This window comes from Antarcticimicrobium sp., from assembly GCF_029212575.1.
Classification (GTDB): Bacteria; Pseudomonadota; Alphaproteobacteria; order Rhodobacterales; family Rhodobacteraceae; genus Antarcticimicrobium.
In genome coordinates this window covers 23,097-40,026 of the sequence record NZ_JARGPK010000014.1, presented here as the reverse complement: position 1 = coordinate 40,026, position 16,930 = coordinate 23,097, and the positions used below count along the sequence as shown (strand labels likewise).

The following is a 16,930-nucleotide window of genomic DNA, read 5'->3' as shown; positions in this document are numbered from 1 at the left end:
GTCTATCTCGCCCTCAGTAGCGCGCCGATTGCGCTGTTATTCTCGATTTCCAACCGACCCAGCCGGCACAGATCGCCCGGTGTGTCGTAATCCAGCCCCTTGCTGGCCATGTATGTTCTGCCGCGCTCGATCATCCGGGCCTTTTCCGCCTTGGAGTCGAGCAGCGCGCGGATCTCGCCGTCGGAATAGCCCAGATCGTTCGCCCGGGCCTTGAGCCGGCGGATCCGGGCGATCCCCTTGAGAAGCCGCCCGCCGATATCGTCGCATTTGCGGCGAATCTCGTTTGCGACAACAATCATGAATATGCCGTCGGCAATCTCGGGCACCTCGCGCAGCGGCGGCTTGGCCGCGGCGGCCCCGGCAGGCAGCCCCAGCAGCAAGGTGGCGGAAATCAGAACGGCAGACAGAAACGACATGGCGGAACCCTCCAATATGGAGCGTTCAGCACAGGCCACAGGGGCACCGTTATGCAATAACGGCCACCCGGGCAGGCGGGGATATGCCGCCTGCATGCTCATGGTTTCAGACAGGTCCCGCGGAAAGTCAGCGTATCGCCCTCGATCACCAACTCACCGGGATCGGTTTCCGGGCCGATGGCCCAGTCGATGCGCGACGAGCCGAAGTTGGCGATGCAAAAGCGCGTTCCGGCGTATTCCCCGGCGGCCCGTGCACCGTCCAGGGATTGCGTGGCCTTCTTGACCTCGACGCCGAAATCGGCGGCCGAAACCTTGCGGTCGGTCAGCTTGGCCTTGGTGCGGAAGTGGTGGCCGTCGAACAGGATCCGCTTGTCCTTGTCGGCGTTGCAGCCGCCAAGCAAAAGCAGACAGGAGACAGCCGTCAGCCCGGCAATCACACCACGGCGGGCGGATTTCGGTGCGGTCGAGGCGAGGCGGGACAGGATCATCTTATGTTTCATCAGCCCACCCGCGAATGCGTTGGCCGGTGCACCGGCTGCTTTTCGATCACCGTGATCGAGTCGTGGATGTGCAGGCCAGAAACCTGCCCGCCCAGGTCCGGATGGCGCAGGCCCTTTCGATGGTACCAGCGGTGCATGTCATCGATCAGTTCCCGGACGTAACGAAAGAAATTGTCGCCGCTGCGATAGCCGCCGCCGTACTTCGGGAAATAGGCGGTGTGGAGATCCTCGATCATGTAGATGCCATTCTCGGCCAGCCGCGGAAACAGGATCTCGAGCGAGGCGCGGACATGTTCCATCTTGTGGCTGCCGTCGTCCAGCACCACATCGACGCCGCCCATCTCGTCCACCACCTTGTTCAGGAACTCCGGATCGGCCTGACTGCCGATGCGCACCTGCCCGGCCTCACCGTCGAACTTCGCGCAATCGGGATTGATGTCGATCCCGAACACCGTGGCATCCTGGCCGAAGTAGCTGCGCCACATCTGCAGCGATCCGCCCTTGTTCACGCCGATTTCAAGAAACCGGACCTTGCCGCCCCGGAACTGCGAAAAATAGCGGTCATAGATCGGGATGTAGTGGTGCCATTTGTGCACCACCTCGCCCTTGTTCTCGGAAAACAACGCCAGCAGATCACCGTCGAACGCGTATTTGTCGCGGATATCCTGCGCCACGTCGGCGCCTTCTTCGAACCTCAGGCGCCTCATGCCGCTGCCCTCCGCGCAAGGGATGCCCGCCCGAACCGGGACCACCGCCGTCCGGTTCCGGCGCCGAGGCCGCCGGTGCCTGTTTGGGCGATGTGGGTGCGCGTGGTCATCTGTGTTTCCTGTCCTTCGTCCGGGCCGGTCACTCGGCCGCCATAGCGCCCATGCGCCCGGATTTCTTGGCCTTGATGCGATCCTCGATCTCCTCGCGGAAGTGCCGGATCAGGCCCTGGATCGGCCAGGCCGCCGCATCGCCCAGCGCGCAGATGGTGTGGCCCTCGACCTGCTTGGTGACCGAGAGCAGCATGTCGATCTCCTCGACCTCGGCGTCGCCGGTCACGAGACGGTCCATCACCCGCATCATCCAGCCGGTGCCCTCGCGGCACGGCGTACACTGGCCACAGCTTTCATGCTTGAAGAATTTCGACAGCCGCCAGACCGCCTTCACCACGTCGGTGTTCTGATCCATCACGATCATGCAGCCGGTGCCGAAGGAACTCTTGTTCTCGCGCATCCAGTCAAAGTCCATGATCGCGTCTTCCAGCGCGTCCTTGGGCAGCACCGGGCAGGAGGCGCCGCCGGGGATGATGGCCTTGAGGTTGTCCCAGCCGCCGCGAATGCCGCCGCCGTGCTTTTCGATGATCTCGCGCACCGGCATCGACATCGCCTCTTCGAAGACGCAGGGCGTGTTCACATGGCCGGTCAGCGCCATCAGCTTGGTGCCGTGGTTGTTGGGCCGCCCGAAGGAGGAAAACCACTCCGGCCCGCGCCGCAGGATGGTCGGCGCCACCGCGATGGATTCCACGTTGTTCACCGTGGTCGGGCAGCCATAAAGGCCGGCACCGGCCGGGAATGGCGGCTTCATCCGCGGCATCCCCTTCTTGCCCTCGAGGCTTTCCAGCAGCGCGGTTTCCTCACCGCAGATATAGGCACCGGCACCGTGATGCAGGTACAGGTCAAAGTCCCAGCCCGACTTGGCCGCGTTCCGGCCCAGAAGTCCGGCGTCATAGGCCTCGTCGATGGCGGCCTGCAGCGCCTCGCGCTCGCGGATGTATTCGCCGCGAATATAGATATAGGCAGCGTGCGCGCCCATCGCGAAGCTGGCGATCAGCGCGCCCTCGATCAGCGTATGCGGATCGTGGCGCATGATCTCGCGGTCCTTGCAGGTCGCGGGCTCGGATTCGTCGGCGTTGATCACCAGATAGGCCGGGCGACCGTCGCTCTCCTTCGGCATGAAGGACCATTTCAGCCCGGTGGGAAAGCCCGCGCCGCCGCGTCCGCGCAGCCCGCTGTCCTTCATCTGCTGAATGATCCAGTCGCGGCCGTTGCCGATGATGCCGGCGGTTCCGTCCCAGTGGCCACGGGCCATCGCGCCCTTGAGCGAGCGGTCATGCATCCCGTAGAGGTTGGTAAAGATCCGGTCCTGGTCCTTGAGCATGAGAGCTACCCTTGGCTGTCCTGGCGCATGCGCCAGAGTTGATAGATGTTGACGAAGGCCCAGAGAAAGGCCGCGATGGCGCCGAGATAGATCAGCATCTCGTAGCGGATCGGCAGACCCAACTGATGCACGATCCAGGGCGCAAGCAGCGACAACAGCGCAGCCGCGGCGATCACCACCCCGGTGATCCGCCCCTTTCGGGCCATGGCCTTGTCACGCTCGTCGCTCATCGTCTTCCGTCACTCCTGCCCCCGCGCGGCGCGCGGGCGGCGGTCAATCGTACAGTTTGTCTTTCTTCGCGCGCTTGGCGAATTCGGTTTCCTCGCCCGCGGCAAGCTGCCTGGCCTGCGCGATCCAGCCGTCGCGCAGGATACGACCCTTGAAGGTCAGCCGGTTATCGACCCAGGCCACCTCGGCAGGCCCCCAGGCGGCGATCTGGTCGAAGTGGAAAAAGCCCAACTCGTTCAAGGTTTTCTCCAGTTTCGGCCCGACACCCTTGAGCATCTTCAGATCGTCCGCGCCACCCTCGCGCGGGCCGGTCAGGGTTTCCGGCGCGGCCTCGGTGACCTCGCCTTCGGTCTCGGCGGATTTCTCCGGCACGGGCGCAGGCTCGGCCACCGGCTTGACCGGGGCGGCCTGCTTGGAGACGCCGGTTGCATCCACTGGTCGCCCCTCGGAGCGGTCGTCGGTATCCGTGGCCATTTCATCCGCAGGCGCGCCCGGCGCGGCGTCGCGCACCCATGGCGTCAGGATCGGCACCTCGGTGCCGTCGATGCGCTTGACGGTGTCGCCCAGCTCGACCGCGCGGGCGACGCTGGCATTGTACTGGGTGCGACCGCTTTCGAAATCCTTGAGCGTGGTCAGCCCGGCGGCCGGCTCCGACGCGTAGCGCCCGTTCTGCGGGCCCGGCACCGGCACCTTGCCGGCGGCCAGATCGTCGAGGATCCCGGCGAACCGTTCGGCGGTCAGATCCTCGTAATAATCCTTGCCGATCTGGGCCATCGGCGCGTTGGCGCAGGCGCCCAGACATTCGACCTCTTCCCAGGAGAACTTGCCATCGGCGCTGAGCATGTGCGGCTTCGGCGCAATCTTGTCGCGGCAGACCGCGATCAGCTCGCCCGCGCCGCAGATCATGCAGGTGGTGGTGCCGCAGATCTGGATATTGGCGACCGAGCCCACCGGCTGCAACTGGAACATGAAGTAGAACGAGGCAACCTCGAGCGCGCGGATATGTGCCATGCCGAGCATGTCGGCGACATGCTCGATCGCCGGACGGGTCAGCCAGCCCTCCTGTTCCTGCGCGCGCCACAGCAGCGGAATGATGGCGCTGGCCTGACGACCCTCGGGATACTTGGTGATCTGCGCCTCGGCCCAGGCCCGGTTGGCGGGCGTGAAATCGAAGCTGTCAGGCTGTTCGTGGTAGAGACGGCGAAGCATTATTCTGTCCCCCTGTGAGGGCCGCAGCGGAGGAAGCCTCCGGCAGGAGTATTTCTGCAAAGAAGAAGAAGCGAGTGCATGCGGATCATCACCGGTCCACCTCGCCGAACACGATATCGAGCGAGCCGATGATCGCGGCCACGTCGGCCAGCTGGTGCCCCTTGGCGACATGGTCCATCGCCTGCAGATGCAGATAGCCCGGCGCGCGCAGCTTGGCGCGATAGGGTTTGTTGGTGCCATCGGCGACCAGGTAGACGCCGAATTCGCCCTTGGGCGCCTCGACGGCGGCGTAAACCTCGCCCGCCGGCACGTGGAAGCCCTCGGTATAGAGCTTGAAGTGATGGATCAGGCTTTCCATCGAGGTTTTCATGTCGCTGCGCTTTGGCGGGGTGATCTTGCCGCGGGCCAGAACCTCGCCCTGCCCCTCGGGCGCGCGCAGCTTTTCGATCGCCTGCTGGATGATCGAGACCGACTGGCGCATCTCTTCCATCCGCACGAGGTAGCGGTCGTAGCAATCGCCGTTCTTGCCGACAGGGATCTGGAACTCGAACTCGTCATAGCATTCGTAGGGCTGCGCACGGCGCAGGTCCCAGGCCAGGCCCGAGCCGCGCACCATCACGCCGGAAAAGCCGTATTCCTGGATGTCTTCCTCGGTCACTACGCCGATGTCGGCGTTGCGCTGCTTGAAGATGCGGTTCTCGGTCAGCAGCCCGTCGATATCGGCCATCACCCGGGGGAAATCATGGCTCCAGGCCTCGATATCGTCCAGCAGGTCCGGCGGCAGATCCTGATGCACGCCGCCGGGCCGGAAATAGGCCGCGTGCAGACGCGCGCCGCAGGCCCGCTCGTAGAAGATCATCAGCTTCTCGCGCTCTTCGAACCCCCAGAGCGGCGGGGTCAGCGCGCCCACGTCCATGGCCTGCGTGGTCACGTTCAGCAGGTGGTTCAGCACCCGTCCGATCTCGGAGTATAGCACCCGGATCAGCGAGGCGCGGCGCGGCACCTGGGTTCCCGTCAGCTTCTCGATGGCCAGGCACCAGGCGTGTTCCTGATTCATCGGCGCGACATAATCGAGACGGTCGAAATAGGGCAGGTTCTGCAGGTAGGTGCGGCTTTCCATCAGCTTCTCGGTGCCGCGGTGCAGCAGCCCGATATGCGGATCGCAACGCTCGACGATCTCGCCGTCCAGCTCCAGCACCAGCCGCAGCACCCCATGCGCCGCCGGGTGCTGTGGCCCGAAGTTAATGTTGAAATTGCGAATCTTCTGTTCGCCGGTCAGGGCATCGTCAAAGCCTTTGGAGCCGTCCATCAGAGTTTCTCCAGCTCTTGCAGTTTCACCGCCATGACCCAGGCCAGGATCGGCACGGCGATCGGGATGACACAGGCCAGCGCCCAGTACTTGTGAATGCCGAAATGCGGCAGCAGTTTCAGCATCGGGATCGCCGTGACCGCGAAGATCGCCCAGAACAGGAATTCCATCACTTGGCCTCCGGCTTCTCATCCCCCGGCAGGATGTACTCCGCGCCTTCCCAGGGGCTCATGAAATCGAACTGGCGGTATTCCTGGACCAGGCTGACCGGCTCGTAGACGACACGTTTTTCCGCCTCGTCGTACCGCACCTCGGTATAGCCGGTGGTCGGGAAATCCTTGCGCAGCGGATAGCCGCGGAAGCCGTAGTCGGTCAGGATGCGGCGCAGGTCCGGATGGCCCGAGAACAGGATGCCGAACATGTCGAACACCTCGCGCTCGAACCAGTTGGCGCTGGGGTGGATGCCGATGATCGAGGGCACCATGTCCTCTTCACGGATCGACACCCGCAGGCGGATGCGCTGGTTCTGGTACATCGACAGCAGGTGATAGACCACGTCGAACCGTTTCGGCCGATCCGGATAGTCCACTGCGGTGATGTCCACCAGCGTCGAGAATTTGCAGGTTGCATCGGCCTTGAGAAATTCCACGAACCCCAAAAGGTTGGCCGGGGCCACGTCCACGTTCAGCTCGCCGTGGCTGACATCCCAGCCCAGGACGCAATCGGCGCGCTTGATCTCGATATGCGCGCCCAGCTCGTTCAGTGCTTCGCTCATCGTGCTCTCTCCATCCTCGCGCGGGTCAGCGCACGATCGTTCCGGTGCGGCGGATCTTGCGTTGCAGCTGCATCAACCCGTACAGCAACGCCTCGGCGGTCGGCGGGCAGCCGGGCACATAGACATCGACCGGCACGATGCGGTCACAGCCGCGCACCACCGAATAGCTGTAGTGATAATAGCCGCCGCCGTTGGCGCAGGACCCCATCGAGAGCACGTAACGCGGCTCGGGCATCTGGTCGTAGACCTTGCGTAGCGCCGGCGCCATCTTGTTGGTCAGCGTGCCGGCGACGATCATCAGATCGGACTGGCGCGGAGAGGCGCGTGGCGCGATTCCGAACCGCTCGGCGTCGTAGCGCGGCATGGATGTATGCATCATCTCGACCGCGCAGCAGGCCAGGCCAAAGGTCATCCAGTGCAGCGATCCGGTCCGCGCCCAGTTGATGATGTCCTCGGTCGAGGTCAGCAGGAACCCCTTGTCCTGCAACTCGCGGTTCAGCACCTGGGTCGCGACCTCCTTGTCGGCCCCGGCGGTGTTGGCTCCGGCCATCACTCCCATTCCAGCGCCCCCTTCTTCCATTCGTAAGCAAAACCGATGGTCAGAACGCCCAGGAACACCATCATCGACCAGAAGCCCAGATCGCTCAGATTTTTGAAGCCGACCGCCCAGGGAAACAGCATCGCGATCTCCAGATCGAAGATGATGAACAGGATCGACACAAGGTAGAACCGGACATCGAACTTCATCCGGGCGTCGTCAAAGGCGTTGAAGCCGCATTCGTAGGCGCTGACCTTTTCCGGATCCGGGTTGCGCACGGCAAGGATGACAGCGGCGAGGATCAGAACCACCCCGAGACCGACAGCGACCGCCAGAAACACCAGAATCGGGAGATATTCCCGCAACAGCTCTTCCACGAGTGGCTCCTTTCCCGCGCGTTGATCGAGACGCGCCGTCAATTGGCATGTTGACCTGCCGCTTCTCTACTCTCGCCGGTCCGGAGCGTCAACCGAGCGGGGCGCATTCGCGGCCTGTTCTTGTGGTGGGACAGTAAGTGTTCAAATTGCTGAATATGTTCAGCTTTTCCGCGGCCCTCTCCGGCGTGCCGCGATGCGGCGCAATCGCGGCGGGCGCGCCCGCATGCAACCGTATGCCGGGTTTCGCGCCATCGACCGCAAAGACCGGGCAGAGTGAGTCCCTTTCCCCCCCTCTGCAACCCGGCTCAGCCGCCGAAGGCCCACCCCGGTTTGCGCTTGTCGAAGAAGGCGGCGATTCCCTCGCGGGCCTCTTCGCCCTCCCAGCGGTCCACCAGGGCGCGGATGGTATGGTCGATCACCGCCTCGTCGATACGGGGCCCCAGCTCCCGCGTGAGCCGTTTTGCCGCGGCCACCGCCCCCGGCGCGCAGGCGAGATAGGGGGCGACCTCGGCCTCGGCGGCCTCGGCAAGCTCGTCGGCCGGCACCGCGCGCGCCAAGAGGCCCAGTTCCACCGCCTCACCGGCATCGAAAAGCCGCGCCGACATGAACACCCGGCGCGCCCGCGCCTCGCCCATTCGGGCGATCACATAGGGCCCGATCGTCGCCGGGATCAGCCCCAGCCGGGTCTCGGTCAGCCCCATCTTCAGGTGATCCGCCCCCAGCGTCACGTCACAGACCGAGGCCAGCCCGACCCCGCCGCCAAAGGCATTGCCCTGCAGCGCGCCGATCAGCGGCTTGGGCAGGGTGTTGAGCGCCTGCAGCGCCAAAGCCAGCTTGCGCGCCTCGATGAATCGGGTTTCGGGATCGGCGGCCATCTGGTCCTGCATCCAGCCCAGATCGCCCCCGGCGCAAAAGCTCTTGCCCGCGCCGGTCAGGATCACCGCCCGCACCGTCGCATCGGCCGCCAGTTTCTGCGCCGCCTGCGCCAGATCGGCGATCATCGTCGCCGACATCGCGTTGTGCTTGTCCGGCCGGTTCAGCGTCAGCGTCGCGACGCCGCGCGCATCGGTTTCGATGGTGATGGTGTCCAACATGTCTCAGCTCCCCTCACCCGCGCGCATCGCCCGCGCCATTTCCGCCGCTTCGGCGATCACCGCCGCATCCAGCCCGGTTTGATAGCCCGACCGCTCCAGATGCGCCTGCACCGCCTCGGTCGCCACGTTTCCCGCCGCCCCCGGCGCATAGGGGCAGCCCCCCAGGCCACCGACGGCGGCGTCGAACACCCGAACGCCCAGCGCCAGCGAGGCGTCGATATTCTCCAGCGCCCGACCGGCGGTATCGTGATAGTGGCCGGCCAGCTTTCCCGCCGGCACCTCGCCCGTGACCGCACGAAGCATCGCCGTCATGCTCTCCGGCGTGCCCTGCCCGATGGTATCGCCCAGCGAAATCTCGTAGCAGCCCATGTCGAACAGCGTCCGGGCCACCTCGGCCACCTGCCCCGGCGCGGTCGGACCGTCAAAGGGGCAATCGGTCACGCAGGAGATATAGCCGCGCACCGGCAGGCCGATCTCGCGCGCCGCCGCCATGATCGGCTCGAACCGCGCGATGCTCTCGGCGATGGTGGCGTTGATATTGGCCTTGGAAAACCCCTCGGAGGCGGCGGCGAAGACCGCCACCTCGTCGGCCCCGGCCGCGACCGCATCCTGGAACCCGCGCATGTTCGGCGTCAGCGCCGCATAGCGCACGCCGGGGGCGCGGGCGATGCCGGCCAGCACCTCGGCGCTGCCGGCCATCTGCGGCACCCATTTGGGGCTGACGAAACTGGCGCATTCGATGCGGGCGAATCCGGCCCGGCTGAGGCAATCGACCAGCGCCACCTTTTCGGAGACCGGAATCGCGCGTTTCTCGTTCTGCAGCCCGTCGCGCGGACCGACCTCGAAGATCTCTACCCGTTCGCCCATCATGCTCCCTTTCCCCGCTTCTTCTCTTTCCAAATCCTCAATGGCCGGACCCCGCCACAGGCCCGCCGCTCAGCCTTCTTGCTCCTCCAGCCGAACCAGCGGCGCCCCGGCCTCGACTTGCGCGCCGGCCTCGGCCAGGACCTCGGCCACGGTGCCGTCGCGCGCCGCGGTCAGGGTATGCTCCATCTTCATCGCCTCGAGCACCGCCAGCTTCTCGCCTTCGTTCACCGCCTGCCCCGCCGCCACGAAGACCGCCTTGACCAGCCCCGGCATCGGCGCCTCGATCAGGTTGCCACTGCCACCCGCCTCCTGCACGCGGTCCAGCGCGTTGAGGATCGTGAAGGCAAAACCGGGGCCGTCGAACAGGGTCAGGGTGCTGCCGCTGCGGCTCGCGGGCGCGGCGCGCCGCCCGCCGAAGGTCCAGCCGCGCGCTTCGCGTCGGGCTGCCACGGTCTCATCCCCGATCTCGATCTCGGCGCTCTCGGCACCCGAAACCCGGATCACCGCGCGAATCTCCTCGCCGTCGTGCACCAGGTAGATGCTGCGCGCCAAGGGCGCCCACAGGGTAAAGCCGGCGGTCGCATCCGCCTGCATCAGCCCGGCGGCGGCCAGCGCGGCCTGTGCCACGATCCGGGCCGAAGGGGCCGCGGCCTCCACCAGGGTCTCCAGATCCCGCTCGATCAGCCCGGTATCGACATCGCCCGCGGCAAACCCCGTATGGCGGGTCAGCGCGGCGAGGAAGGACAGGTTGGTGACCGATCCCGCCACCTGGCTGCCTTCGAGCGCCCGGGTCATCCGGGCCAGGGCGATCTGCCGGGTCGGGCCGTAGGTAATGACCTTTGCAATCATCGGGTCGTAGAACGGGCTGATGGTGTCGCCGCTGCGCACGCCGCTGTCGATCCGCGCAGCGGCCGGGAACTCCAGGTGCGTGAGCGTGCCGGTGGCGGGCAGAAAGCCCTTGGGCACATCCTCGGCATAGAGCCGCGATTCAAAAGCGTGGCCCGACAGTGTGATCTCCTCCTGCCGTAGCGGCAAGGGCTCCCCGGCGGCAACGCGGAGTTGCCATTCGACAAGGTCGATGCCGGTGATCGCCTCGGTCACCGGGTGCTCGACCTGCAGCCGCGTGTTCATCTCCATGAACCAGAACCGGTCAGGGCGCAGCCCATCGGAGCCGTCGACGATGAACTCGATGGTGCCCGCGCCCTTGTAGCCGATGGTCCGCGCCGCGCGCACCGCCGCATCGCCCATCGCCTCGCGCATCTCTTGCGTCATGCCGGGGGCCGGGGCCTCCTCGATCACCTTCTGGTGGCGGCGCTGCAGCGAGCAGTCGCGCTCGAACAGGTGCACCGCGTCGGTGCCGTCGCCAAAGACCTGAACCTCGATATGGCGCGGTTTTTCCACGTATTTCTCGATCAGCACCGCGTCGTTGCCGAAGGCGGTGCGCGCCTCGCCGCGCGCGCTGTCCAGCGCAGATGCGAAATCCTCAGGGCGGGTGACCTTGCGCATACCCTTGCCACCACCGCCCGCGACGGCCTTGATCAGCACCGGGTAACCGATGGTGTCGGCCGCGCCCGAGAGATGCTCGGGGTCCTGGTTTTTCCCGTGATAGCCCGGCACCACGGGCACCCCCGCTTCTTCCATCAGTTTCTTGGCCGCGTCCTTCAGACCCATCGCGCGGATCGCGTCGGCAGAGGGGCCGATGAAGGTCAGACCGGCGGCCTCGACCGCCTCGACAAAATCGGGGTTCTCGGACAGAAAGCCATAGCCGGGGTGGATCGCCTGGGCGCCGGTGTCCCGCGCGGCCCGGATGATCACCTCGCCACGCAGGTAGCTGTCGGCCGGGGCCGAGCCGCCGATATGTACGCTTTGGTCGGCCAATTGTACATGTTTGGCCCCCGCATCGGCGTCGGAGTAGACGGCCACGGTTTTCACCCCCAGGGCGCGGGCGCTTTCGATCACGCGAACTGCGATCTCGCCGCGGTTGGCGATCAGGATCTTGGTGAACATGTCAGGTCCTTTCATCTGCGGCGGAACGGGGCACGATCCTGCCCGGCGAAATCGAAAATGAGTTAACGGGTAAAACAGGCCTCATGCCCGGCTCCGGTTCCAGCCGCCGCCGAGCAGGGCCTCGGCCTCGGCAACCATCCCGGTCAGGATCTCCGACGCGGGCGGTCGATCGCGGATCAGGCCGGCGGCCTCGCCGACGAAGGTATTGGCGCGCGCCGGATCGCCGGCCTCCCAACCCGCCTTCCAGTCGGCGGCGATTTCCTCGGCATGGGCCGCCACCCCCGTCGGGTCATCGTGCCAGCGGTCGGTGACCGGGTTCTTCAGCACCCGCGCGGTGAAGCGGCCGGGCCAGGTCAGCCCGCGCGCCGCGTCCATCACCGTGCTGCGGATGGTGTCGTCGCCACTGGCGGCGATGGCGGCGTCGGTCATGCCCGGCGCGGTCAGCGATTCCGCGCTGGCCCAGAAGCGGGAACCGACCAGAACGCCATCTGCGCCCAGCATCAAGGCGGCGGCCAGCCCGCGCCCGTCGGCGATGCCTCCGGCGGCGACCAGCAAGGTCTCGGGCGCATGTGCGGCAAGCCAGTCGGCCACCTCGGGCACCAGCGTCAGGGTGGCGCGTTTCTCACCATGCCCGCCCGCCTCAGCGCCCTGGGCGACGATGACATCGGCCCCTGTCCCGGCGGCCAGCTTGGCGTCCGCCAGGGTCTGCACCTGACAGATCAGCGGCACGCCCGCCGCCCGGATTGCTGGGGCAAAGGGCGCCGGATCGCCGAAGGAGAGGAAGATCGCCGCAGGCTGGCGCATCAAAACGTCGTCGAGCAGACCCGGCGTTTCCGCCAGCTTCCAAGTGATGAAACCGCAGCCGACGGCGGTGTTGCCCGCCGCAGCAAACTCCCGCGCGATCCAGTCCGCATCGCAATAGCCGCCGCCGATCAGGCCAAGCCCACCCGCGCGCGTGACCGCCGCCGCCAGCCGCCCGCCGGTGGCCAGCGCCATCGGCGCGCAGAGCACCGGGGCGTCGATGCCGAAGCGTTTTGTCAGTCGGGTTTCGATCATGGCGTCTCTCCCTGCCCTGCGCTCACATCCGGAACACGCCGAAGCGGGTGTCGTCGATCGGGGCGTTGAGCGCGGCGCTGAGCGACAGGGCCAGCACGTCGCGGGTCTTGCGCGGGTCGATCACGCCATCGTCCCAGAGCCGCGCGGCGGCGTAGAGCGGATGCGACTGGCGCTCGAACATCTCCAGCGTGGGGCGCTTGAACTCGGCCTCTTCCTCCTCCGACCAGCTGCCGCCGGTACGTTCGATGCCGTCGCGCTTAACGGTGGCCAGCACGCCGGCGGCCTGTTCGCCGCCCATCACGCTGATGCGGGAATTGGGCCAGGTCCAGAGGAACCGCGGCTGATAGGCGCGTCCGGCCATGCCATAGTTGCCGGCGCCGAAGCTGCCGCCCAACAGCATGGTGATCTTGGGCACATTGGTGGTGGCGACGGCGGTGACCAGCTTGGCCCCGTGGCGCGCGATCCCCTCGTTCTCATACTTGCGCCCGACCATGAAGCCGGTGATGTTCTGCAGGAAGAGCAGCGGGATATGACGCTGGCTGCAAAGTTCGACGAAATGCGCGCCCTTTTGCGCCGCCTCCGAGAACAGCACGCCGTTGTTGGCGATGATCCCCACCGGACACCCCTTGAGATGGGCAAAGCCGGTGACGAGGGTTTCGCCGAAACGCGGCTTGAACTCGTCAAAGCGCGACCCGTCAACCACCCGCGCGATCACCTCGCGGATGTCATAGGGGGTGCGCAGACCGGCGGGCACCGCGCCGAGGATCTCGTCGGGGTCATAGGCCGGCTCCTCGGGGGATTGCCACTGCACCGTCTGCGGCTTGGCGCGGTTCAGATGGCTGACCGCGCGGCGCGCCAGCGCCAGCGCGTGGGCGTCATCCTCGGCCAGGTAATCGGCCACCCCGGACAGGCGCGTATGCACGTCGCCGCCGCCCAGATCCTCGGCGCTGACCACCTCGCCCGTTGCCGCCTTGACCAGCGGCGGACCGGCGAGAAAGATCGTGCCCTGATCCCTGACAATGATGGTCACGTCCGACATCGCCGGCACATAGGCGCCGCCGGCGGTACAGGACCCCATCACCACGGCGATCTGCGGAATGCCGCGCGCCGACATGTTGGCCTGGTTGTAGAAGATGCGACCGAAATGGTCGCGGTCGGGGAACACCTCGTCCTGTTGCGGCAGGTTGGCGCCGCCACTGTCCACCAGATAGACGCAAGGCAGGGCGCATTCGGCGGCGATCTCCTGCGCGCGCAGGTGTTTCTTTACCGTCATCGGGAAATAGGTGCCGCCCTTCACGGTGGCGTCGTTGCAGACCACCATGACCTCCTGCCCGTGCACCCGGCCGATTCCCGCGATGACCCCGGCGCAGGGGGCGGCGCCATCGTACATGTCGTGGGCGGCGGTGGCGCCGATTTCCAGGAACGGGCTGCCGGGGTCTAGCAGGTTGGCGACCCGGTCGCGCGGCAGCATCTTGCCGCGCGACACGTGGCGGGCGCGGGATCTCTCGCCGCCGCCCTCGGCGGCCAGGTCGGCGGCCTCGCGGATCACCGCCAGCGCCTCCAGATGGGCGGCGCGGTTGGCCTGAAACTCCTCGGACGAGGGGATGATCTTGGATGCGAGCTTCATTGTTCGGCCTCCTGTTCCGCCGTCGCGCGGCGTTTGAGTTCCTTGCGGATCACCTTGCCCGTCACCGTCATCGGCAGCGTGTCGAGAAAGGCGATTTCCCTAGGGTATGAATAGCTTGCCAATCGGTCCTTCACGTAGTCCTGAAGGGTTTTTCCGGTCGCTGTTGCGCCGGGTTTGAGCGCCACATAGGCCTTGACGGTCTCGGTGCGCAGCGGATCGGGCTTGCCGACCGCGCCCACGGTGGCAACGCCCGGATGGGTCATCAGGCAACCCTCGATCTCGGCCGGGCCGATGCGGTAGCCGGCCGATGTGATCACATCATCCTCGCGCCCGACAAAGCGCAGGTAATCCCCCTCCCAGATGCCGCGGTCGCCGGTGATCAGCCACTCGCCACGAAACTTCTTCGCGGTTTCCTCCGGGTTGTTCCAGTATTCCAGTAGCATCGAGGCCGAGCCGCGCCGCACGGCGACGTCGCCCTCGCCCTCGCCCTGCGTCGGGTTGCCCTGCGCGTCGAGAACGGCAATCTCGTGCCCCGGCACCGGCTTGCCGATGCAGCCGGGGCGCGCCGGGAAATCGGTGCCGCAGGAGGTGGCGATCATGTTGCATTCCGTCTGGCCGTAGAACTCGTTGATCCCGAGGCCGAAGGCACGGCGCCCCCAGGCCAGCATCTCGGCGCCCAGCGGTTCGCCGCCCGAGGCGACCGAGCGCAGCCCGGGGATACCCTGGTCGGCGGCTTTCAGCATGCGCAGCGCGGTGGGCGGGAAAAACACATTTCGGACAGCAGCTTGCGCGATGATTTTTGCAGCACCTTCGGGGCTGAATTTCTCCATCCGCGCGGCCACCACCGGCACGCCCAGCGCCAGCCCCGGCATCAGCACGTCAAAGAGGCCGCCGATCCAGGCCCAGTCGGCCGGGGTCCACAGGCAATCGCCCGGCTGGCCCAGGTTGTCATGGCTGAGCGCCACCCCCGGCAGATGGCCGGTGAGCACCCGGTGCCCGTGCAGCGCCCCCTTAGGGCTGCCAGTGGTGCCGGAGGTATAGATCAGCACGGCGGGATCCACGGGGCCGGTATCGGCGAAGGGGACCGGGCCGCCTGCGATCCCCGCCTCATCCGCCATCAGCGGCCTGGCCATATCCCCCAGCAGCGCCGCGCCCTGCGCGTCGGTCAGCACCAGCCGCGCGCCGGCGTCGCCGACCCGGCTTTGCAGCGCGTCATGCTTGAAGAACTTGAACAAGGGCACGGAAATCGCAGCGATTTTCCAGATCGCCAGATGCGCCGCGGCACACCAGGGCGACTGGCTGAGCAGCACGCCGACCCGGTCGCCGGGCGCCACGCCTTCGGCCAGAAGCCGGCGGGCCAGCGCATCGGTCATCGCAGCAAGGTCCGCTGCGGTCACGTCCCGCCGCGACGGCCCGGTGAGGTCGATGATCGCCACCCGGCCCGGATCGCCCGCAAGCGCCTGCGCGGCCATGTTCAGCCGCGCGTGGATCTGCCAGCGTCCCGCATCGTCAAGACCGGGCAGCGCCGCGCTCATCCCATCGCGCCCATGAGTTCGCGCCCGATCAGCATGCGGCGAATCTCGGAGGTGCCGGCACCGATTTCCATCAGCTTGGCATCGCGGAAGATCCGGCTGACCGCGGCATCGGAAAGGAAGCCCGCCCCGCCCATCGCCTGCACCGCCTGATGCGCCTGCTTCATTGCCTCCTCCGAGGCATAGAGACAGCAGGCGGCGGCATCCTGGCGGGTGACGGTGCCCTTGTCGCAGGCCTTGGCGACCTCATAGACATAGGCGCGGGCCGAGTTCATCGCGGTGTACATGTCGGCGATCTTGCCCTGCATCAGCTGGAAATTCCCGATCGGCTGGCCGAACTGCTTGCGCTCGGCCAGATAGGGCATGATCTCGTCCAGGCAGGCGGCAATGATGCCGGTGCCGATGCCCGCGAGCACCACGCGTTCATAGTCCAGCCCGGACATCAGCACGCGCACGCCCTTGCCTTCTTCGCCCAGCACGTTCTCGAACGGAACTTCGCAATCGTCAAAGATCAGCTCGGCGGTGTTGGAGCCGCGCATGCCCAGCTTGTCGAAATGCGGGCTGGTGGAGAACCCCTTCATGGTCTTTTCGACGATGAAGGCGGTGATGCCCCTGGCGCCCGCCTCCGGGTCGGTCTTGGCGTAGACCACCAGCGTATCGGCGTCGGGGCCGTTGGTGATCCAGTACTTGTTGCCATTCAGCAGGTAGTAGCCATTGCGCTTTTCCGCCCGCAGTTTCATCGACACCACGTCGGACCCGGCGCCGGGTTCGCTCATCGCCAGCGCGCCCACATGTTCGCCCGAGATCAGCCCCGGCAGATACTTCTTTTTCTGCTCCTCGCTGGCGTTCAGCTTGATCTGGTTGACGCAAAGGTTGGAATGCGCCCCGTAAGACAGCGAGACCGAGGCGCTGGCGCGGGCGATTTCCTCGACCGCGATGGTATGGGCCAGATAGGACATGCCGGCGCCGCCGTATTCCTCGGAAACGGTGATGCCGAGAAGGCCCAAGTCACCCATTTCGGTCCACAGGTCGGCGGGGAAATCATTGCTGCGGTCGATTTCGGCCGCCATCGGCTTGACCCGCTCCTGCGCCCAGCGATGCACCATCTCGCGCAGCGCATTCACATCTTCGCCCAGATCGAATTGCATGGTTGCGTTGAACATGGCCCCTCCCGGTGCGTTTAATGAACACATGTTCATTTAATACCGGCAAGACGTGAGTCGCGTCAAGCATTGCATGACCCGGTCGCGCGA

Annotated in this window: 18 protein-coding genes; all 18 read right to left on the bottom strand. The window is 66.2% G+C overall.

What is annotated here, in order from left to right; genetic code table 11:
- Window positions 1–2 precede the first annotated feature (2 nt).
- The 18 genes from P1U75_RS02455 to P1U75_RS02370 all read right to left on the bottom strand — a co-directional run bounded on the left by P1U75_RS02455 (window position 3) and on the right by P1U75_RS02370 (window position 16,840).
- Entirely contained in the window at window positions 3–416 is a 414-nt protein-coding gene (locus tag P1U75_RS02455) for a DUF5333 domain-containing protein (RefSeq protein ID WP_300239372.1), read from the bottom strand.
- Window positions 417–514: 98 nt separating this feature from the next.
- Window positions 515–916, bottom strand: a complete 402-nt coding sequence (locus P1U75_RS02450; RefSeq protein ID WP_300239370.1) for a hypothetical protein — start codon at window positions 914–916, stop codon at window positions 515–517.
- Window positions 916–1,623: a class I SAM-dependent methyltransferase gene (locus P1U75_RS02445; RefSeq protein WP_300239368.1), complete on the bottom strand. Its 708-nt coding sequence runs from the start codon at window positions 1,621–1,623 to the stop codon at window positions 916–918. Before P1U75_RS02445 ends, P1U75_RS02450 begins: the two co-directional genes overlap by 1 nt.
- A gap of 139 nt (window positions 1,624–1,762) precedes the next feature.
- Complete coding sequence (nuoF, locus tag P1U75_RS02440; RefSeq protein WP_300239365.1) at window positions 1,763–3,058, bottom strand: NADH-quinone oxidoreductase subunit NuoF; 1,296 nt, start codon at window positions 3,056–3,058, stop codon at window positions 1,763–1,765.
- Window positions 3,059–3,063: 5 nt separating this feature from the next.
- Window positions 3,064–3,288: a DUF5337 domain-containing protein gene (locus tag P1U75_RS02435; protein ID WP_300239363.1), complete on the bottom strand. Its 225-nt coding sequence runs from the start codon at window positions 3,286–3,288 to the stop codon at window positions 3,064–3,066.
- A 43-nt stretch (window positions 3,289–3,331) separates the two neighbouring features.
- A complete protein-coding gene (locus tag P1U75_RS02430) occupies window positions 3,332–4,495 on the bottom strand; it encodes an NADH-quinone oxidoreductase subunit E (protein WP_300239360.1) in 1,164 nt (387 codons plus the stop codon).
- Window positions 4,496–4,583: 88 nt separating this feature from the next.
- Entirely contained in the window at window positions 4,584–5,804 is a 1,221-nt protein-coding gene (locus P1U75_RS02425) for an NADH-quinone oxidoreductase subunit D (protein ID WP_300239356.1), read from the bottom strand.
- Window positions 5,804–5,974, bottom strand: a complete 171-nt coding sequence (locus tag P1U75_RS02420; RefSeq protein WP_300239354.1) for a hypothetical protein — start codon at window positions 5,972–5,974, stop codon at window positions 5,804–5,806. Before P1U75_RS02420 ends, P1U75_RS02425 begins: the two co-directional genes overlap by 1 nt.
- Window positions 5,974–6,579 (bottom strand): NADH-quinone oxidoreductase subunit C, encoded by a 606-nt coding sequence (locus P1U75_RS02415; protein ID WP_300239352.1) that lies wholly within the window; start codon window positions 6,577–6,579, stop codon window positions 5,974–5,976. The genes P1U75_RS02420 and P1U75_RS02415 overlap by 1 nt, the downstream gene beginning before the upstream one ends.
- A 25-nt stretch (window positions 6,580–6,604) precedes the next feature.
- Window positions 6,605–7,138 carry an NADH-quinone oxidoreductase subunit B family protein gene (locus P1U75_RS02410; RefSeq protein ID WP_300239349.1) on the bottom strand — a complete coding sequence of 178 codons (534 nt, stop codon included), beginning with the start codon at window positions 7,136–7,138 and terminating at the stop codon, window positions 6,605–6,607.
- Entirely contained in the window at window positions 7,129–7,494 is a 366-nt protein-coding gene (locus P1U75_RS02405; protein WP_300239346.1) for an NADH-quinone oxidoreductase subunit A, read from the bottom strand. The genes P1U75_RS02410 and P1U75_RS02405 overlap by 10 nt, the downstream gene beginning before the upstream one ends.
- Window positions 7,495–7,799: 305 nt before the next feature.
- A complete protein-coding gene (locus P1U75_RS02400; protein ID WP_300239344.1) occupies window positions 7,800–8,588 on the bottom strand; it encodes a crotonase/enoyl-CoA hydratase family protein in 789 nt (262 codons plus the stop codon).
- A gap of 3 nt (window positions 8,589–8,591) precedes the next feature.
- A complete protein-coding gene (locus tag P1U75_RS02395) occupies window positions 8,592–9,455 on the bottom strand; it encodes a hydroxymethylglutaryl-CoA lyase (RefSeq protein WP_300239522.1) in 864 nt (287 codons plus the stop codon).
- Between the two features lie 69 nt (window positions 9,456–9,524).
- Window positions 9,525–11,462 (bottom strand): acetyl/propionyl/methylcrotonyl-CoA carboxylase subunit alpha, encoded by a 1,938-nt coding sequence (locus P1U75_RS02390; RefSeq protein ID WP_300239342.1) that lies wholly within the window; start codon window positions 11,460–11,462, stop codon window positions 9,525–9,527.
- Between the two features lie 81 nt (window positions 11,463–11,543).
- Window positions 11,544–12,518: a nitronate monooxygenase gene (locus P1U75_RS02385; RefSeq protein WP_300239339.1), complete on the bottom strand. Its 975-nt coding sequence runs from the start codon at window positions 12,516–12,518 to the stop codon at window positions 11,544–11,546.
- A gap of 22 nt (window positions 12,519–12,540) precedes the next feature.
- Window positions 12,541–14,145 (bottom strand): carboxyl transferase domain-containing protein, encoded by a 1,605-nt coding sequence (locus tag P1U75_RS02380; RefSeq protein WP_300239336.1) that lies wholly within the window; start codon window positions 14,143–14,145, stop codon window positions 12,541–12,543.
- A complete protein-coding gene (locus P1U75_RS02375) occupies window positions 14,142–15,680 on the bottom strand; it encodes an AMP-binding protein (protein ID WP_300239334.1) in 1,539 nt (512 codons plus the stop codon). The genes P1U75_RS02380 and P1U75_RS02375 overlap by 4 nt, the downstream gene beginning before the upstream one ends.
- Entirely contained in the window at window positions 15,677–16,840 is a 1,164-nt protein-coding gene (locus P1U75_RS02370; protein ID WP_300239331.1) for an isovaleryl-CoA dehydrogenase, read from the bottom strand. The genes P1U75_RS02375 and P1U75_RS02370 overlap by 4 nt, the downstream gene beginning before the upstream one ends.
- Window positions 16,841–16,930: the final 90 nt, after the last annotated feature.